Genomic DNA, 18,247 nt, shown 5'->3' with positions numbered 1-18,247 from the left:
GAACAGGTCGTTGAGCATACCTTCCCCTCAGACAGGCAAATCTTCCTTCACCAGATCGAGAAAGGTCGCCACGATCCGCCGCGTGCTCTGCTCACGCAGGCACACCAGGGTCTCGCTCATCCGCCACTGGCAATCGAGGATCGGCAGCGCATGCACGCGGGCATCCGCGCCCAGTTCGGCGGCGGACACCACGCCGACGCCAATCCCCACCGCCACCGCTTCCAGCGAGGCCTCGCGACCTTCCACTTCGATGGCCGGGCGGATGCGCAGGCCGGCGCGGGCCATTTCCGCTTCGAGCATCTGCCGGGTCACCGAGCCCTGCTCGCGCACGACCAGCGGCGTGTCGTCGAGGTCAGCCAGTTCGATGGACTCGCGCCCGGCCCAGGGATGGCTGCGGCCCACGAAAGCGACTATGGGGTCACTGCGCAGGGTGAAGGTCAGCAAGCGCTCGTCCTGCACCTCGCGCCCCAGCAACGCCAGGTCCGCCTGGTAGTCGAACAGGCGCTGCAGGGATTCGTCGGTGTTGCCCGTCTCCAGCTTCACCCGGATGCCCGGATGGCGCTGGCAGAAGCGCGCGATCTGCGGCAGCACATGTACCGGCGCATCCACCGCCAGGGTCAGGCTGCCGGTCTGCAGCGCGCTGGACTCCTGCAGCAGTTCCTGCGCTTCGGCCTCGATCACGAAAAGCCGCTGGGTCACCGCCAGCAGGCGTTCGCCCAGTTCGGTCAGGCGCACCGAACGCTTGTTGCGGTGGAACAACAACACGCCGTAGCGCTCCTCCAGCTTGCGCACCTGGTCGGACACCGCCGGCTGGGTGAGGAACAGGCGCTCGGCGGCGCGGGTGAAACTGCCGTGCACCGCGACGGCATGGAAGGCCTTGAGCTGGGCGTGGGAAACGGACATGGGCGCGCCTCTGCGGGAAGGTTATGACCCGTCATCCGCCATCGGACAGAACGCGACTGAAAGGTCATTCGCGCAGAACACTAGCGTCATGGCGCTCTGTCATACAAGCCCAGCTTATTTTTGAAATCTGATAAATCGATTTCAGTTATTTATTCGAAATTGTTTCCATCGCTCCACCGCCGCTTCCCAACACCTGCGAGGAACGGCGGCACAGAACAGCTGCAGCGATTCTGACCCGCACCGCAAAGACGGCGCGACGTGCTTCCAGAACAACAACAAGAAACAGGCGTTACTCACTGACTGCCGGCACAGCACAACAACAACGAGGTCAGACCATGCTCAACCCTCACGGCACCGCTTCGCCGCGCGCCTCCCTGGCGCGCTGGAAATGGCAGATCTTCGCCATCACCTGGCTGGCCTATGCGGCCTTCTACTTCACCCGCAAAGCCTTCTCGGTGGCCAAGCTCGGCATCGCCGAAGACCCCAGCTTCCATCTCGACAAGATCGCGATGGCCAACCTCGACGCCATCTACCTCACGGCCTACGCCGTTGGCCAGTTCACCTGGGGCGTCTTCGCCGACCGCTACGGCCCGCGCGTGGTGGTGTTCGGCGGCCTGCTGATCTCCGCCGCTGCCGCCCTGGTGATGGGCAGCTTCGCCACCCTGCCGATCTTCGCCACCTGCATGGTGGTCCAGGGCCTGGCGCAATCCACCGGCTGGTCGGGGCTGTGCAAGAACATCGGCAGCTTCTTCGCCACCCATGAGCGCGGCCGGGTGCTCGGGCTGTGGAGCACCTGTTACGCCTTCGGCGGGCTGGTCGCCTCGCCCTTCGCCGGCTGGTGGGCCTATGAAGTATTCGGCACCTGGCATGCAGCGTTCTACTCCACCGCCGCTGTGGTCGGAGCAGTGGCCGTCCTGTTCCTCCTGCTGCAACGCAACCGCCCGCAGGATGTCGGCCTGCCGCCGGTGGAAGCCGACGTGCAGCAGCCCGAGGCGGTGAACTACGCCGGCTTCAGGCACGAGGGCGAGAACGGCAAATCCCTGCGCATCCTTGGCAAGGTGCTGCGCAATCGCACCGTGCTGACCCTGGGCCTGGCCTATTTCCTGCTCAAGCCGGCGCGCTACGCGATCCTGCTGTGGGGCCCGGTGATCGTCTACGAGCGCATGCCGGGGCTGGGCAAGGTGGGCGCGGCGATCCTGCCGTCGGCCTTCGAGGTCGCCGGGCTGCTCGGACCGATCCTGATCGGCTACGCCTCCGACCGCCTATTCGGCGCACGACGCATGCCGGCCTGCGTGATCAGCCTGCTCGCCCTCACCGTTTGCCTCGCCCTGTTCGTCCCCGCCATGCAGACCGGCAGCAGTCTGGTCGTGCTGGCCCTGCTGTTCATGATGGGCCTGACCCTGTACGGGCCGGACTCGATGATCAGCGGCGCAGCCGCGGTGGACTTCGGCACCGGCGAAGCGGCCGGCACCGCGGCAGGCTTCGTCAACGGCTGCGGCTCCATCGGCGCGATTCTCGGCGGCCTGCTGCCGGGCTACTTCGATACCTACACCGTGTTCATCGGCTTCACCGTCACCGCGCTGATCGCCGCCGGCATCCTGATCCCGCACTGGAACAGCCGTCCGGAAGCAGTCGTCCCGGTGCAGCCCACCAGCGCCAACTCCCGTCTGAACGCACGCCCGGTGCGTTCCTGAGTCCCGCTTCCCCCTCACCGGCCGGCTGAGGGATGGGCGAGGCGCCCCGCGCGCCTCGCCCTTTTTTCGTTGGGCCGCACCCATCCGGAACCCGGCGTGGGCTTGTGCCATCTGCTCCATCTTAATAATATTAATTATCATTTGATAATTATTCCTGCTGGACGCCCTTGTGAGCACTTCCAACCTCGACGCGGTCTTCCTGGCCCAGCGCCTGCCCTTGCTGCGCACGCTCGTACGGATGGTGAAGAATCCGAGCATCGCCGAAGACCTAGTGCAGGAAACCTACCTGCGCGTCGCCCGCACCCTGCTCGAACGCCGCATCGATCACCTGGAACCCTTCCTTTTCCAGACCGGCCGTAACCTTGCCCTGGACCACCTGCGCCACCGGCGCATGCAGTCGCGGACCCTGCTCGAGGATGTGCCTTTCGACGTGTTGCAGGCCGTGCCAGCGCCCGGTTCCAGCGCCGAGGATCAATTGCACGCGCAGAAGCTGCTGGAAAGACTGGGCGCCACACTCGAGCAACTCAGCGGGCGCCAGCAGCGCATCTTCATCCTCAGCCGCCTGCACGGCTGCGGCTACGCGGAGATCGCCGAGCAGCTCGACATCTCGCCCAGCACGGTGCAGAAGGAGCTGAAACTGATCATGGCGATCTGCGTCGGACTGGTCAGCCGCCTCGAGGAAACGGTATGACGGACTACCGTTCGCCGCTCGATTCGACAACAATGCGCGGCTCACTGCCCCGGCACCGCCCCGAGGATCGCTCCTTGCCCCACTCCCCACAGCCAGACGAGCAGGCAGTGGCCGAAGCCCTCGACTGGCTTGTCCTCGAGGACGACATGGACGCCGCCAGCCGCTCGCGCTTCGATGCCTGGCTCGCCGCCAGCGAAGACAACGCGCGCGCATACCAGCGCGTGCGCGAAGCGTGGCAGTCGCCGTTGCTGCCGGTCGCCGCCGCGCGCCTGGAGCGCAGGCTGGCGCAGGAAAAGGCCCGACCGGTCCATCGCCCGCGCCGTTTCTGGAAACCCCTCGCCACGGCTGCCGCAGTGATGCTCGCCATCGGCGTCGTGGTCCAGGGCGATCTGCTGACACGCCTGCGCGCGGACCACCTCACCGCGGTCGGCGAACGCCAGAAAGTCCAGCTGGCCGACGGCTCCAATGTGCTGCTCAACACTGATACCGCGCTCTCCAGCAAGGTCGATGACCAGCAGCGCATCGCCCGCCTCTACCGCGGCGAAGCCTTCTTCGACATCGCCCATGACCGCAGCCGCCCCTTCGAGGTGGAAGCCGGGCCGGTGCAGGTCACCGTGCGTGGGACCGCATTCGCCGTGCGCTACGTGGGCAACGAGGCGGAAGTCAGCGTGCAGCGCGGCGAAGTGGACCTGCGCACACGCCAGGACGACGCCCGCGTCAGCCTCGGCGCTGGCGACAGTATCCGCGTCGGCCCGCAGGGCTTCGGCGAACGCCAGCACGGCGCCGAGGCCCAATCCCAGCTGGCCTGGGTGAAGGGCCGCATGGTGTTCGAGAACTGCCCGCTCAGCCAGGTGCTGGCCGAGCTGCGCCGTTATTACCCCGGCTGGATCGTCAATACCAACGAGCGCCTGGAGAACCTCAGCGTCACCGGCAACTGGCGCCTGGACGACCCGCTGGGCGTGGCCCGTTCGCTGGCGCAGATCACCTCCGCCGAGCTGCACGAATACCCGAAACTGCTGATCCTCAACTGATAGCCCGCACCCGATAGAAGTATTTTTACGCGATCCGAAAGGCTCGTTCGTTTAGTCAGAAGCCAATGCAATAGATTCGCATTTACGAATGCGAACAAAGACTGACTAAGAGAGCCCTTCGATGACCATTGCTTCTTCGCGTGCCCCTCTGCGCCGGCTTTGCGCCCCGGCCAGCATCTCGCTGCTCGCCCTGTCCATCGGACTCGCCAGCCTGCCGGCCACTTCCGCCCTGGCCGCCGAAGCCAGCCAGACCCAGGCCGGCTACAGCTTCGACATCGCCCGTCAGCCGCTGCCCCAGGCACTGAACCAGTTCAGCGCGGTGACCGGCTGGCAGGTTGGCGTTGCCGGCGACCTGGCCGATGGCGTGGTATCTCCGGGCGTCAGCGGCCGCCTGCCGGCGGAGCGCGCGCTGAAGACCCTGCTCGGCGGCACCGGCCTCACCGTGCGCCAGCTCGGCCCGCGCAACGTGGTGCTGGAGCGCAACCTCTCCTCCGTCGCCGAGATGCAGCCGCTCACCGTCACCGCCACCCGCCAGGCGCAGAGCGTCACCTCGGTGCCCTCAACGGTGAACGTCGTCGGCCGCGAGGATCTGGACCGCAAGAACGTCAACAGCATCAAGGAGCTGGTGCGCGACATGCCCGGCGTCTCCGTCGGCGGCACCGGCAACCGTGCCGGCATCACCGGCTACAACATCCGTGGCATCGACGGCGACCGCGTGCTGACGCAGGTCGATGGCGTCGAGATTCCCAACAGCTTCTTCAACGGCCCCTATGCGCAGACCGAGCGCAACTACGTCGACCCGGAGATCATCAAGCGCGTGGAAATCCTCCGTGGCCCGGCCTCGGCCCTGTACGGCAGCAACGCCATCGGTGGCGCGGTGAGCTACTTCACCCTCGACCCGGACGACATCATCAAGGATGGCCAGGACGTCGGCGCGCGCCTGAAGACCGGCTACAGCTCCGCCGATGACAGCTGGCTGACCTCTGCTACCGTCGCCGGCCGCCACGACGATTTCGACGGCCTGCTGCACCTGAGCCAGCGCAACGGCCACGAGACCGAGTCCTATGGCAGCACCGGCGGTACCGGGCTGTCGCGCACCGAAGCCAACCCCGAGGACGTGCGCACCACCAACGTACTGGCCAAGCTGGGTTGGAACTACGCCGAAGGCAGCCGCTTCGGCCTGGTCTACGAGAAGTACAAGGACGACGTCGACACCGACCAGAAGAGCGCCTACGGCGGCCCGTACTTCAACGGTGCGCCGACCATCCCGGACTCCGTTCTGCCCGGCGGCATGTACCAGTGGCGCACCGGCAACGACACCATCACCCGCGAGCGCTATGGCCTGGAACACCAGATGCTGCTGGACAGCGCGGTGGCCGATCACCTGAAGTGGACCTTCAACTACCAGATCGCCAAGACCGACCAGAGCACCGACGAGTTCTACTACCCCATCACCCGCCAGGTGCTGCGGACCCGCGAGACCCAGTACAAGGAGCGCCAGTGGGTACTGGACCTGCAGATGGACAAGGCCTTCGCCCTGGGCGACACCGACCACCTGTTGACCTACGGCACCACCCTCAAGCGCCAGAAGGTCACCGGCTACCGCGAAGGCGATGCCACCTGCCTGGCCGTCAGCCGTACCTGCACCACCGTCGGCGGCCCGAGCTCGGTCGCTTCCGACCGACTGGCCCGCAGCAGCGATTTCCCCGATCCGACCATCGACACCTATGCCCTCTTCGCCCAGGACGAGATCCGCTGGAACGACTGGACCTTCCTGCCCGGTCTGCGTTACGACCACACCCGCCTGAAACCGCACATCACCGAGGAGTTCCTGCGCACGGTCGACCAGAGCGGCGAAGGCGACGTCAGCAGCGAGAGCAAGAGCTGGCACCAGCTCTCGCCCAAGCTCGGCGTAACCTACGCGTTCAACGACAACTACCTGTGGTACGGCCAGTACGCCCAGGGCTTCCGCACCCCGACCGCCAAGGCGCTGTACGGCCGCTTCGACAACCCCACCAGCGGCTACCGCGTGGAGCCCAACCCGGACCTGGACCCGGAACGCAGCCAGAGCTACGAGACCGGCCTGCGCGGCAACTTCGAGGAAGGCTCGTTCGACGTGGCGGTCTTCTATAACAAGTACCGCGACTTCATCAACGAAGATGCCATCACCCCTGGCTACGACGAACCGACCTTCACCAGCAACAACATCAAGCACGCGATCATCAAGGGCGTGGAAGTGAAAGGCCGTCTGGAACTGGGCCCGTTCGGCGCTCCGCAGGGCCTCTACACCAAGGGCTCGGTGGCCTACGCCTACGGCCGCAACAAGGACACCGGCGAACCGATCAACAGCGTCAACCCGCTCACCGGCGTATTCGGCCTGGGCTACGACGAGCAGGCCGGCCGCTACGGCGCCCTGCTCGACTGGACCCTGGTCAAGCGCAAGGATCGCGTGGATGACAGCCAGTTCAACGCCCCGGACGGCACCAGCAGCCAGTTCAAGACCCCGGGCTTCGGCATCCTCGACCTGACCGGCTACTACAAGCTGACCGACGACCTGACCCTCAACGCAGGCCTGTACAACCTCACCGACAAGAAGTACTGGCTGTGGGATGACGTGCGCGGCTACGACGGCGTCGGCGAAGCCTCGGTACTGGCCCCGGCCAACCTCGACCGCCTGACCCAGCCGGGCCGCAACTTCGCGATCAATCTGGTGTGGGACATCTGATGCACTGACTGGCCCGGGATTACTGATGAACCCCGTGCCAGCTCTGTTCGCGAGCAAGCTCGCTCCTACGAAGAGCATCAAACCCTGTAGGAGCGAGCTTGCTCGCGAACCCGCTTCGATGCGGCATCACCCATTGAACATCCGACAATCTTTACGCTTTCCCAACGCTGATTCGTCTCGTCTACAAAGCCGTGTAATTTCAAGGAATTGGACATGACCACCGTGGAACTCCCCGCCCTGCGCTCGCAGCGCCTGAATGCGCTGACCCATGCTCCCCACGAGCGGCTCGACCGCGCCGTCAAGGCCCGCGAGCCCTTCTCCAGCCGCGAGCGTTTCGCCCGCTTCGTGGTCGCCCAGTACCTGTTCCAGTCCGAGCTGCAGGCCCTGTACCAGGATGCCGAGCTGGGCAGGATCTTCCCCGACCTGCCACAGCGCTGCCGCGCCGAACAGGCCCGCCTGGACCTGGCCGACCTCGACACCGAAGTCCCCGGCCCGGTCGCCGGCGCCGTCAGCAACCCGACCCGGGCCCATGCCCTGGGCTGGCTGTTCGTTTCCGAAGGCTCCAAGCTCGGCGCTGCCTTCCTGATCAAGCGCGTCGCCGCTCTGGGCCTGGACGAGAACACTGGCGCGCGCCACCTGGGCGAGCCCGAAGGCGGCCGTGCCGAGGGTTGGAAACGCTTCACCCGTACCCTCGACGCCCTGGAGCTGAGCGAGGCCGAAGAGCGTGAAGCCGAAGCCGGCGCCATCGCCGCTTTCGAGCGCTTCTCCCACCTGCTGCAACACAGCTACGACAGTGCTCCCGCCGCCGTCTGACGCTCTCGAGCGCGCGCCTGGTGATGCGGCGCGCGCCAATCCCTTCGGCCCCGCGCGCTCGCGGCTGGCGCGAGTGGCATTTGCATTGCTGGCGTACACCAGCCTCGGCGTGGGCATGGTGGGATTGGTGGTGCCGGGGTTGCCGACCACCGAGTTCGTCCTGCTCGCCGCCTGGGCCGCGTCGAAGAGTTCGCCGCGCCTGTCCGCCTGGCTGGAGAACCACCGGCTGTTCGGCCCCATCCTGCACAACTGGCGCAACGGCCGCGCCGTCGCCCGCCGCGCCAAGATCAGCGCCAGCCTGGCGATGCTTGCAGCCCTGGCGATCATGCTGATCACCCTGCCCCATGGCCTCTGGCTGTACGCGGTGATCCTCGGCATGGCGGTTGGCAATCTGTGGATCTGGTCGCGGCCGGACACGCCCAGGCCGTAGCCAGCGCGCGGCAGCGGACTTATGCTGGAAGTCCGACTCCACACTCTCTTCCACGAGCCATGAACCAGCCCACCAGCAAAGTCGACGCCGTCCTCGCCGAAGCCCAGCGCCGCCGCGAAACCAGCTACCGCGAAAAAGCCCTGAAGATGTACCCCTGGATCTGTGGCCGCTGCGCCCGCGAGTTCAGCGGCGTACGCCTGCGCGAGCTGACCGTCCACCACCGCGACCACAACCACGACAACAACCCCGAGGATGGCTCCAACTGGGAGTTGCTGTGCCTGTTCTGCCACGACAACGAACACCAGCGGCAGGTGGACCTGCACTACCAGAACAGCAACGACGCCGGCGCCAAGGGGCCGAAGGTCACCCACAAGGGATTGGCCGGGCTGGCGGACCTGCTGAAGAAGAAGGACGACGGGGAGGCCTGAGGCCTGCCCCATTTGCTGCCTCAGGGTTCTGCCGATGCAGGCGGATGGGTAGGAACGGACTGCGTCCGCGATTGGCCCGCATCGCACCGGACACCATCGCGGGCAGAGTCCGCTCCTACGCCGTTCTCGGACGCCGTATCTCCCTTTAGGAGCGGCCATACGCGCGATCGCGAGCTCCTGCAGGTGGAAATCAGCGCAGGCCGGCCACGATCTCCAGCGAGCGCAGGCGCAGTTCGTGGTCGTAGATGTCGCTGGTGAAGATGATTTCGTCCACGCCGGTCTGCTCCAGCAGAATCTCCAGGCGGCTGCGCACCTTCTCCGGCCCGCCGATCACCGCCAGGCCGAAGAAATTGCCCACCGCGTCCTGCTCGTGGGGCAGCCACAGGCCAGCCATGCTTTTCACCGGCGGCTTCTGCTTCAGGCTGTCGCCACGGATCAGCGCCAGTACCCGCTGGAAGGCCGTGGTCGCCAGGTATTCGGCTTCCTCGTCGGTCGGCGCGGCCACCAGCGGTACGCCGATCATGGCATAGGGCTTGTCGAGCACCGCCGAGGGCTGGAAGTTCTCGCGGTAGATGCGCAGCGCGTCATGCAGGTAGCGCGGCGCGAAGTGCGAAGCGAAGGCATAGGGCAGGCCTTTCTGCGCGGCCAGATGGGCGCTGAACAGGCTGGAGCCCAGCAGCCAGATCGGCACGTTGGTGCCCTCCCCCGGAATCGCCAGCAGTGACTGCTGGGAGCGGCGCGGGCCGAGGAGCATTTCCAGTTCGGCAACCTGCTCGGGGAAGTCCGCGCCATCGCCCAGGCGATCGCGGCGCAGCGCGCGCATGGTCGCCTGGTCGGCGCCGGGCGCACGGCCCAGCCCCAGGTCGATACGACCGGGATAGAGGGTCTCCAGGGTGCCGAAATTTTCCGCCACCACCAGCGGCGGGTGATTGGGCAGCATCACCCCGCCTGAGCCGACACGGATGCGCTCGGTCTTGCCGGCAATGTGGCCAATCAGCACCGCAGTGGCCGAACTGGCGATGCCGTCCATGTTGTGGTGCTCCGCCAGCCAGTAGCGGGTAAAGCCCAGGCGCTCGACGTGACGGGCAACCTCGACGGCATTGTGCAGCGCCTCGGCAGCGGTGCCCTGGTCACGCACGGGCACCAGGTCGAGCATGGAGAAGGCAATATCTGACAGGGACTTCATAAGCACTCCAATTCGGGTCACGCGGACGCCTGCAAGCAACGCCGCGGACATGACTTTGACCATGACTCTATCGACGCACCCTGCGCCTGGCCACTTGTCGGGATTGATAGTGCTCATGCCGGCGAGTGATACAGCAGTGACAGCGCATGGCCATGGAGCGTTCACGGGATGGTCACCACCCTGTCATGCGGGGCAGCCAGAATGCACTTGCGCTGAAGGACCAGCGCCCCATCTCTACGGGAATCCGCCGGTCATCCTCCCCCGGCAACGGCGAAATCCTGTGGCCTACGAAGCAAAAAGCCCGCATCCGCGCGGGCTTTTTGCTTAGTCCTCGCCGGAAACTTCACTCGCGGTTCTTCACCATTTCGAAGAGCTTCAGGCGATCACTGATTTCCTGCAGGGTGTGGCGGAACGGGTCGTGCTGTTCGCTGTGGGCCGGGTCGCTGAAGTTCCACACGATCACCTCGCTGGAACTTGGCAGCTCGTCGCCCTCGTCGGTGGACTTGTCGCACAGGTCGATCAGGTAATCGAAGTGCTGGCCGCGGAACTCGTCTATCGACTTGCTGCGCAGGCCTTCGGCGGAGATACCTGCGTGCTCCAGCACATTGCGCGCACGCGGGTCGATGGCGGTCGGGTGGATGCCAGCGCTGAAGGCTTCGAAGTGCTCGCCATCGGTATGCCGCAGCAGCGCCTCGGCCATCGGCGAGCGGGCATCGTTGGCAACGCAGACGAACAGGACTCGGCGTTTCTCGGTCATTGTTACCTCGGCACGGGGTCGGCTGTGCGCCCCTTATACGTCAGGTTTTATGACAGGGCCGTGTCAGCACCATGAAGGCTCACAACACGATGTAGTCGCTGCGCTGTACGATGCCGCGGCTCTCGCCCTCCACCAGGTGCACGTAGCGCCCGCCGACCTGGTCGATGGCAATGCAGTCGTCGACGTCGATCACCGCGTCGGTATGCGCCTTGTCCCAGCTGCGCGGCATGCGCCGCTTGGCGCGCACCTTGGCGTCAGCCGCGTCGCGCGCAGCCACCAGCACGTACTGGTGCGCCTCGCCGAAACTGCCCAGTTCGTAGCCACCCAGGTTAACGAAGAACAATCGCAGTTCGCCCGGCGCCGGCATCGCCGCGCTGAACTCGACGCGGTACGCCTCGACGCCGTCCACCTCCAGCCAGGAGTCGATATGCAGGCCATCCGGGCTGCCGAACCAGGCCTCGCGCAATTGCGGATAGGTGGATTTCAGGTTGTCGCCAATGACGAAGGCCACGTCATGGACTTCGATCCGCGCGCGCGGATGGCGTCCCCCCAGCATGACTACGAACAGCATTTCAGCCCCTTCCCAGGTTTCAGACTGGCTCTGACATATCCACCCCGGGGCAGGTTCAATCCAGTGGCGGATAAATGGCCAAGCGCCAGCGAGACCGGCTGGCGTTGTAGCGCCGGGCGACGCCTGCACTAAGCTGAGCATGTCCGCAGGGCCCCGCGCCATGCATGCATTCATCCGGGAGACGCCATGAAATCGCTACTGATCGCCACGCTGTCGCTGATCGTCGTGCAGCCCGTCTTTGCCGCCATCCCCATGCTCAATTACGACTGCCCGATGAATATCCAGGTCCACTCCGACGAGGGCGGACCGGTCTACATCAATGGCCAGGAAGCCAGGCTCAAGGTGGTCAACGACAACTACTACGAAGCCAAGGGCTCGGGGGTGACGATTTCCATCAGCATCAACCCCGATGGCACAGCCTCGGTTTCCTACACCGGCAAGAAGGGCGCCAACGGTATCTGTCAGCCTGCCGAGGGCGACTGATTCAGTTCTTCGGCGCGCGCCTCAGGCAACGCTGGTAGCGCTCGTCCACGCGCTGGGCGAACCAGGCCGTGGTGAGCTGGCGGGTGATCTTCGGGCTGTGCAGCGTGATGCCCGGCAGCATCGCCCGCGGCATCGGCTTGCCCGCGGAGCGTTCGGCCAGCGCGAAGACCTTGGTGTAGAGCTCCGACTTCGTGAACTCCGGCTTGTCGCCCAGCTCCAGGTCGTGGCGGATTTCCCGCTCGCTCATGCCCAGTTTCGGCGCCAGGGTGCGCACCGCCTTCTCGGTGCTGCCGGCGTCATAGCTGCCGTAGAGGATCAGGTCGCCATCCAGTGCCAGGGTGATACCGGTCAGGTCTGACACCACACGCTGGAACGCCGCGTTGCGGCTGGCGTACCAGCCGGCGTTGAAGTCGGCGAATCGGTACAGCTGGCGGGGGTAGTTCACCGGGTAACCGAGCAGGTGGGCAACTCCGAAGTACATGCCGCCGCGACGAGTGAACACCTCGCGGCGGATACTGCCGTCCACCGGGTACGGATAGCCGTCGGCGTGGGTCTGGGCGAACTCGATGCTGACCTGCATCGGTCCGCCGGTATGCACCGGGTTGAAGCGGCCGAACAGTTGCTGGCCCAGCGGTACGCCACCGATGAAGTCATCGAAGATCGCGCTCAGCTCCCGCTCGGTTTTCGCGCTCGCCAGGCGCTGGCTGTAGGTGCGGCCGTTCGGCGATTTCAGCGCCAGCGCGGTATCGATGAGGAAACCCGGCACATGCACCTTGCTCGCACGCCGGTCGATCTCGGCGCGGGCGATCTTGCCCAGGCCCGGTACCGGCGGGTCGGCCTTGAAATTGGACTCCTGCTCGGTGATCGCCACCACCGAGCAAAGGTTTTCGGTGGTTGCCGGAATGCGCTGGGTGGTGAACGCGACCTGGATGTCCTTCGCCCAGCCCTGGCGGTCGGACGCGCCAGCCGGAATCAGCCTGGCCAATGTGCCGCGTACCTCTTCCGGGGTGGGCTCCGGCACGCTGGGTGCGCGAGTGCCGCAGCCGGCCAGCGCCAGCAGCGCGGCCAGGCCCAGCAGGTGCATGAGTCGTGGTGAAGGCCTTTTCAGGCCGGATGAATCTGCCGTCAGGGCAGCCGCAGTCATAGTCCGTTCCTTGCTTGATTTCCGCCGCCTACAGGACCTGCGCCCGTCGGCACAGGTTCCCCGGCATTGTCAGGCAAGCATGGATTTCAGCGCCAGGCCAGGCGTCGCAGGTTCAGGCTCCAGCCGCGTTGCATGCCGGCGGCAGCCAGCAGGATGGCGACCACGCCCAGCCACTGCAACGGAGTCAGGCGGTGGCCGAAGGCGAACCAGTCGACGAAGATCGCGGCGATCGGGTAAATGAACGAGAGTGCGCCGGTCAGCGCCGTGGGCAGTTTCTGGATCGCGCCATAGAGCAGCACGTACATGATGCCGGTGTGCACGATGCCCAGCGTCGCCAGGCTGGCCCAGGCTGTGGGGGCCTGCGGCAGTGGAGAGAGGTTCGCCCAGGGCGCCAGCAGCAGGACGCCGGTCACCGCCTGGATCAGTGCGATCAGGTGCGGCGGTACGCCGGTCAAGCGCTTGATGATCAACGCCGCCACTGCATACAGCGCCGCCGCACCGAGGGCCAGGGCGATGCCACCCAGATAGTCGCTACCCACCTGCCCCGCTTCGCCGTGCGCGCTGACGATGGCGAGCATGCCGATGAAGGAAAGGCCAAGCCAGGCGAGCTTTTGCGCGGTCACCTTCTCGCCGAGGAACAGCGCGCCGAGCAACACCAGCAGGAACGGCTGCACGTTATAGACCGCCGTGCCGATGGCAATCGATGCCCGCGAGTAGGAGCCGAACAGCAGCACCCAGTTGCCGACGATCGCCGCGCCGCTGAGCAGCGCCAGGCCGAAAGTGGCACGGGTGAGGACGCCGGGCCGCAGCAAGCCCATGGCCGCGCAGATCACCAGGAGCGTCGCGGCGCCGAACACGCAGCGCCAGAACACCACATCCAGCACCGGCTGGCCGGAAACCACCACCAGCCAGCCGATGGTGCCGCAGATCAGCATGGCGCTGATCATTTCCAGGGTGCCGCGCCTGATTCCTTCGTTCATGGTTCACCTCCGCTTGTTGGTGACCAGTATGAACGGGGGGATTCGTGCACTCCATCGCCTAATGCAGGCAAATCCTAATGTTTACCTTTACTATCAAGGCAATTCGCCAACTTCACCTTTCGAGACCGAGATGACCGACGACATCGACCAACTGTTGATCGCCGCGCTGATGGAAGACTCGCGCCTATCCCTCAAGGCCCTGGCCCAGGTCAGCGGCCTGAGCTCCCCCAGCGTTGCCGAGCGCCTGCGCAAGCTGGAGGAGCGCCAGGTGATCACCGGCTACACGGTGAACGTCGATCCACGCGCCTTTGGCTACCACCTGCAAGCCATAGTCCGGGTGCGCCCGCTGCCGGGAAAACTGCAGGACGTGGAGAAACAGATCCTGGCGATTCCCGAGTTCACCGAGTGCGACAAGGTCACCGGTGAGGACTGCTTCTACGCACGGATGTGCGTGCGCTCCATGGAGCAGCTGGACGAAATTCTCGACCACCTCAACGGCTTCGCCGAGACCAACACCGCCATCGTCAAGAAGAGCCCGGTGAAGCGGCGCTTGCCGCCGATGGCGTGAGCATCGTTGTTAGACGAGGTGCTTTCGCGTGGCTTCGGAGTGTCTTTTTCCTGCGAGTCCGTGCGGGCGCCTTTTCCCTCTCCCCGCCCTGGCTGCGCGCCCCGCTCCGAAGGGAGAGGGAGCCGACTGCGCCGGCTGATGCCATCGTTTCAACCTGCGCCGAACAGTCCCCTCTGCCTTCAGGGAGAGGGGCTCTTGATCCAGCGAACCCACGACAGAAAAAGAAGGCCCCTTTCGGGGCCTTTGTCGTTCACACGCTCAGCGCGATGCCTTGCGGCGCAGCGCCGAGGGGCTGAAGTTTGAATCGTCCGGCGCTGGCTGGCTGAAATCGGCGGTGCCGGGCTCCTCGTTGTCCAGCCACTGGATGCTGTAGCGGTGCGCCTGGAGGTCATGGAAGGTGTCCAGCGCGGTCCACACCATCGGTTGCTCGTAGAAACTCTTCAGGTAGGCCAGCGACACCCGCCACAGCTCGCCGCGGCCGTCATACTGGTCGACCACGGCGGCGCCCCAGCTGTCCTCGTCGAGGTACAGGGTGCGGCGCGAGTAGATGTGCCGCGCACCGGGCTTCAGCTTGCCGTCCACCACCCACACGCGGTGCAGCTCGTAGCGGGTGTACTTGGGATTGACGTGGCCGGGAGTGAGCAGGTCCTTGTACTTAACCTCCGGGCTGGTGATCTGGTAGTTGTTGTAGGGGATGTAGATTTCCTTCTTGCCTACCAGGGTCCAGTCGTAGCGGTCCGGCGCGCCGTTGTACATGTCGGTGTCGTCGGCGGTACGCAGGCCATCGGAATCTTCGATGGGGGTGTCGTAGGCCAGCGTCGGGGCGCGGCGCACGCGGCGCTGGCCAGGGTTGTAACCCCAGGCCTGGCGCGGCTCCTTGACCTGGTCGAGGGTCTCCTGCACCAGCGCGCCGTTACCGGCCAGGCGGGCCGGGGCGGTGGTGAAGGTCATGTAGTAGAACAGGGTGTTGCCGAGCTTCTCGAAGCTGCCCTTGGGGTCGTAGAAGCGGAACAGCGCTTCGTCCTGCGAGGTCACCAGCGCATAGGCGCCGTTGCGCTGCACGCCGGCCTGGGAGGAGCGGCGCACGATGTAGGTGCCGCGATAGCGGGCAATGTGGTTCCACACCGCTTCCACGCCGCTCTGCGGGATCGGGAACGGCACGCCGCCGTAGGCATCGGAGAAGCCGTTGCCGCCTTCGACCAGCTTGGCGCTGGTGGCGTTCTTGTAGATGTTGTCGTAGATCCACTGCGGCGCCGAGCCGGTGCGGTGGGTCTGGTAGACCGGCATCTGGTAGGTGTCCGGGTAGGCGTTGAACAGCGCGATCTGCCCCGGCGTCAGGTTCGCCTTGTACTGGTCGAGGTTGGCCTTGGTGATGACGAACCTGGGCTTCTCGCCAGCGAACGGGTCGACATGGTGCGCCCCGGGTCCCTTGTAGCCGGCGGGCGCCGAAGTCAGGCCACCGCTCCAGGCGGGAATGCTGCCGGCGGCGTTGCCGGCCTTCTCCGCGCCCATGGGGGTCAGGCTGCTTTTCAACTGGGCGGCCTGGTCGGCCGGGACGGCGGCACGCGCATCGGTGACGGCCAGGGCAGTCAACGTGGCAAGGACGATCAGGGAACTCTTCTTGTACATGGTTCTCTCCGGATCAGAACGAGTATTTCGCGGTGATCGAGACGTTGTCGCGGTCGCGCATGGAGTTGCTGGAGCCGGCGCCGTAGTAGTTGGTGTACTGGGTGCCGACCTCGAAGGTGTTCAGGTAGCTGGCGTCGATACCGAGGGTGTAGGCCTTGCGGCCCTCGATGAAGTTGCCGGTGCGGTCGGAGTTGCCGCTGAAATCCTCCTGGTAGACGGCGTAGGGCGACAGCTTCACGCCAGCGTAGACGTCGTTCCAGCTGCCGGTGAGCAACAGGGTGTAGCCGTAGCTGTCGCGGCTGATCTGCACGTCGTCGCCATTGCCACCGACGTAGGCCTTGTCCTGGGCGCCGACGAACTTGCGCTCGCTGCCATCCCAGGCGGTGTATTTCAGGCTGCTGCCTCGAATGTGTTCGGAGGCCAGTTCGGCGACGCCGGTCATCGAATCGAAGCTCAGGTGCGGGCCGAAGTTGTAGATGGTCGACAGCGAGATGTTGTAGGTCTCGGCGCGCTCGTAGTTCTCGAATAGCTCGCCACGGCACAGCTGCTTGCCGGCCACCGGTGCGCAGGCCTGGCCGGCCGGCGTGTTGGCATCGAACAGGTTGGTCTGGCCGAGTACGCCCTGGGTCAGCAGGTCGCCCAGCAGGTCGTCGGTGGCGGAGATGCTGATCGGCATGTTCGGCCGGTAGGCGATCTCGCCGGACACCGAGGCATCGCCCAGGGTGGTGTTGAAGCTGAAGCCGTACATGCGGATGTCTTCGACGTAGTCGCGACGGGCCTCGGCGTTGCTCGCCATGTCCAGCGTCGCCAGGCCCGGCACGGCCTCGCCGAGGCCGAGCGGGCCGAGCAGCGAGTTCAGCGCGTCGACGTCGACGCCCTGGTAGCCGCGCAGGTCCACCGCGATCTGCGGCTCCTTGGCGTGGTAATTGACGAAGTAGAAGCCGAACTCGGTGGAGTTGAGTTCCTCGGCGATGTAGCGGAAGGCGACGCCGAACTGGCCGCTGTCACGGGCCTCGATGTCCTTGCCGACATTGGCCACCTTGAAGGTCCCGGTATTGGGGTTCAGGTAGGCGTTCGGCCCATGTGGCCCGTTGCCCAGCAGCCCGAGGGAGGCAACCGTGGGATAACCGGCCAGCAGTTCCTTGATCAGCGGGTTGTCTTCCGTGGTGTAGGCGGTGTTGCCGCCGTCGCTGAAGAGGTCGGTGTCGGAGAAGTAGGTACCTACCGAGTCGAGGCGGGTTTCCTTCCACTTCCACTGGTAGAAGGTCTCCATGGACAGGTCGTCGGTCAGGCCGAAGTTGAGGCTCAGCGCCTCGGTCGGCACCAGCACTTCCTTGAGCTCGGAGCCCGGCAGGTGGAAGCGCGCGGCGTCCACCGGGTTGATGGTGTTGATGCCGCCCCGGTAGAACACGCCCTCGCCCCAGTTCAGCACCTGGCGGCCGACGCGGCCGGTCAGCGGATGCTCGGCGACGTCCCAGCTGCCGGACAGGTAGGCATCCAGCAGCTCGGCCTTGCGCCCGGCGATGTGGCGGGTGTCATCGGTGAAGTGATCGTCCTGCGGGAACGACTGGCTGGGACGTTCCACGCCGTTGGTGGTGTCGTAGTAGTCGTTGCGCTTGTCCATGATCTGCGTGTCGTAGTAGGCAGTGCCGCGCATGAACAGGCCGTAGTTCTGGTACTTGGCCGAGAGGTCGGAGGTGAGCTTGAAGACCTGGGAAACCAGCCCGGTATCGAAGTTGCGGTTGCCGTCGTCGGCATTGATATCGGTGATGTTGCTCTTCTCGCGGCCCTGCACGCGCCACATCGCGCCGTAGGACAGCGTGCTGTCCAGCGAGCCGGTGATCTCGTTCTCGGCCAGCTTGAACTCCAGGGCCTGGGCCGACCCTGCCACCAGCAGCGGCAGAAGCCCCATCACCGCCCCCGCTTTGCGCGGTGCCCAGAAAATGGACGAGCGCGCACCCAATCGACTGTTCATAGACAGCATTACCTCCATGGCCAAGATTTATCGCCCCGGTCATTGCGGCCGGCGCTGTTCTTATTCGTTTCTCGGCTGCCGACGGCTCCGGACATGCCGGGCCATCGTGCAGTAACACTCCTGCCAGAGCGCTTGCGGACGCTTTGGCCCCCTCTCCTCTTCTGGCTCGCACGCGGGAGTTGGGACTATCGTGCAGGCAAAGTAACAAACTGTTTCCCTGCTGCCAATCCGCAGATGTC

17 protein-coding genes are annotated in these 18,247 nt (G+C 65.4%); 9 read left to right on the top strand and 8 right to left on the bottom strand.

Annotated elements, in window-relative coordinates:
- Positions 1-27: 27 nt before the first annotated feature.
- The gene (locus MJ122_RS11535; protein WP_239744241.1) at positions 28-903 is read right to left on the bottom strand and encodes a LysR substrate-binding domain-containing protein; all 876 of its coding nucleotides are present in this window, start codon (positions 901-903) and stop codon (positions 28-30) included.
- Positions 904-1,238: 335 nt separating this feature from the next.
- Here MJ122_RS11535 and MJ122_RS11530 point away from each other — a divergent pair, with 335 nt between their 5' ends.
- The 7 genes from MJ122_RS11530 to MJ122_RS11500 all read left to right on the top strand — a co-directional run bounded on the left by MJ122_RS11530 (position 1,239) and on the right by MJ122_RS11500 (position 8,715).
- The gene (locus MJ122_RS11530) at positions 1,239-2,597 is read left to right on the top strand and encodes an MFS transporter (RefSeq protein WP_239744240.1); all 1,359 of its coding nucleotides are present in this window, start codon (positions 1,239-1,241) and stop codon (positions 2,595-2,597) included.
- Positions 2,598-2,766: 169 nt separating this feature from the next.
- Entirely contained in the window at positions 2,767-3,288 is a 522-nt protein-coding gene (locus MJ122_RS11525) for a sigma-70 family RNA polymerase sigma factor (RefSeq protein ID WP_017518651.1), read from the top strand.
- A gap of 74 nt (positions 3,289-3,362) precedes the next feature.
- Positions 3,363-4,319 carry a FecR domain-containing protein gene (locus tag MJ122_RS11520; RefSeq protein WP_275590652.1) on the top strand — a complete coding sequence of 319 codons (957 nt, stop codon included), beginning with the start codon at positions 3,363-3,365 and terminating at the stop codon, positions 4,317-4,319.
- Positions 4,320-4,440: 121 nt separating this feature from the next.
- On the top strand, positions 4,441-7,044 hold the full coding sequence (locus MJ122_RS11515) for a TonB-dependent receptor (RefSeq protein WP_239744239.1): 2,604 nt from the start codon (positions 4,441-4,443) through the stop codon (positions 7,042-7,044).
- A gap of 213 nt (positions 7,045-7,257) precedes the next feature.
- Positions 7,258-7,857, top strand: coding sequence for a biliverdin-producing heme oxygenase (locus MJ122_RS11510; protein WP_239744238.1), 600 nt, complete (start codon positions 7,258-7,260; stop codon positions 7,855-7,857).
- 73 nt (positions 7,858-7,930) lie between these two features.
- Positions 7,931-8,287: a YbaN family protein gene (locus tag MJ122_RS11505; RefSeq protein ID WP_345772977.1), complete on the top strand. Its 357-nt coding sequence runs from the start codon at positions 7,931-7,933 to the stop codon at positions 8,285-8,287.
- A 59-nt stretch (positions 8,288-8,346) separates the two neighbouring features.
- Entirely contained in the window at positions 8,347-8,715 is a 369-nt protein-coding gene (locus tag MJ122_RS11500; RefSeq protein ID WP_081516740.1) for a YajD family HNH nuclease, read from the top strand.
- 190 nt (positions 8,716-8,905) lie between these two features.
- On the opposite strand, the gene MJ122_RS11495 is transcribed toward MJ122_RS11500, so the two are convergent.
- The 3 genes from MJ122_RS11495 to MJ122_RS11485 all read right to left on the bottom strand — a co-directional run bounded on the left by MJ122_RS11495 (position 8,906) and on the right by MJ122_RS11485 (position 11,229).
- Entirely contained in the window at positions 8,906-9,901 is a 996-nt protein-coding gene (locus MJ122_RS11495; RefSeq protein WP_088417249.1) for an LLM class flavin-dependent oxidoreductase, read from the bottom strand.
- A gap of 343 nt (positions 9,902-10,244) precedes the next feature.
- Positions 10,245-10,658 carry an arsenate reductase ArsC gene (locus MJ122_RS11490; protein ID WP_088417250.1) on the bottom strand — a complete coding sequence of 138 codons (414 nt, stop codon included), beginning with the start codon at positions 10,656-10,658 and terminating at the stop codon, positions 10,245-10,247.
- 79 nt (positions 10,659-10,737) lie between these two features.
- Complete coding sequence (locus MJ122_RS11485; RefSeq protein WP_017518659.1) at positions 10,738-11,229, bottom strand: DUF1543 domain-containing protein; 492 nt, start codon at positions 11,227-11,229, stop codon at positions 10,738-10,740.
- A gap of 186 nt (positions 11,230-11,415) precedes the next feature.
- Here MJ122_RS11485 and MJ122_RS11480 point away from each other — a divergent pair, with 186 nt between their 5' ends.
- Positions 11,416-11,712: a hypothetical protein gene (locus MJ122_RS11480; protein WP_017518660.1), complete on the top strand. Its 297-nt coding sequence runs from the start codon at positions 11,416-11,418 to the stop codon at positions 11,710-11,712.
- A 1-nt stretch (position 11,713) separates the two neighbouring features.
- Here the strand turns inward: MJ122_RS11480 and MJ122_RS11475 are convergent, their stop codons facing one another.
- Positions 11,714-12,787, bottom strand: coding sequence for a DUF1615 domain-containing protein (locus MJ122_RS11475; protein WP_275590663.1), 1,074 nt, complete (start codon positions 12,785-12,787; stop codon positions 11,714-11,716).
- A gap of 155 nt (positions 12,788-12,942) precedes the next feature.
- The gene (locus MJ122_RS11470; RefSeq protein WP_239744237.1) at positions 12,943-13,836 is read right to left on the bottom strand and encodes a DMT family transporter; all 894 of its coding nucleotides are present in this window, start codon (positions 13,834-13,836) and stop codon (positions 12,943-12,945) included.
- A 130-nt stretch (positions 13,837-13,966) separates the two neighbouring features.
- Here MJ122_RS11470 and MJ122_RS11465 point away from each other — a divergent pair, with 130 nt between their 5' ends.
- Positions 13,967-14,404, top strand: coding sequence for an Lrp/AsnC family transcriptional regulator (locus tag MJ122_RS11465; RefSeq protein WP_239744236.1), 438 nt, complete (start codon positions 13,967-13,969; stop codon positions 14,402-14,404).
- A 258-nt stretch (positions 14,405-14,662) separates the two neighbouring features.
- Here the strand turns inward: MJ122_RS11465 and MJ122_RS11460 are convergent, their stop codons facing one another.
- Both MJ122_RS11460 and MJ122_RS11455 read right to left on the bottom strand, forming a co-directional pair.
- Entirely contained in the window at positions 14,663-16,033 is a 1,371-nt protein-coding gene (locus tag MJ122_RS11460; RefSeq protein ID WP_239744235.1) for a DUF1329 domain-containing protein, read from the bottom strand.
- A 13-nt stretch (positions 16,034-16,046) separates the two neighbouring features.
- Positions 16,047-18,008, bottom strand: a complete 1,962-nt coding sequence (locus MJ122_RS11455; protein ID WP_239744234.1) for a DUF1302 domain-containing protein — start codon at positions 18,006-18,008, stop codon at positions 16,047-16,049.
- Between the last annotated feature and the right edge of the window lie 239 nt (positions 18,009-18,247).

Origin of the sequence: Pseudomonas sp. DP-17 (genome assembly GCF_022380625.1) — a bacterium.
Lineage (GTDB): Bacteria > Pseudomonadota > Gammaproteobacteria > Pseudomonadales > Pseudomonadaceae > Pseudomonas > Pseudomonas nitroreducens_A.
Note: the sequence above shows the minus strand (reverse complement) of the source record. Positions and strands in the feature narration are given on the sequence as shown.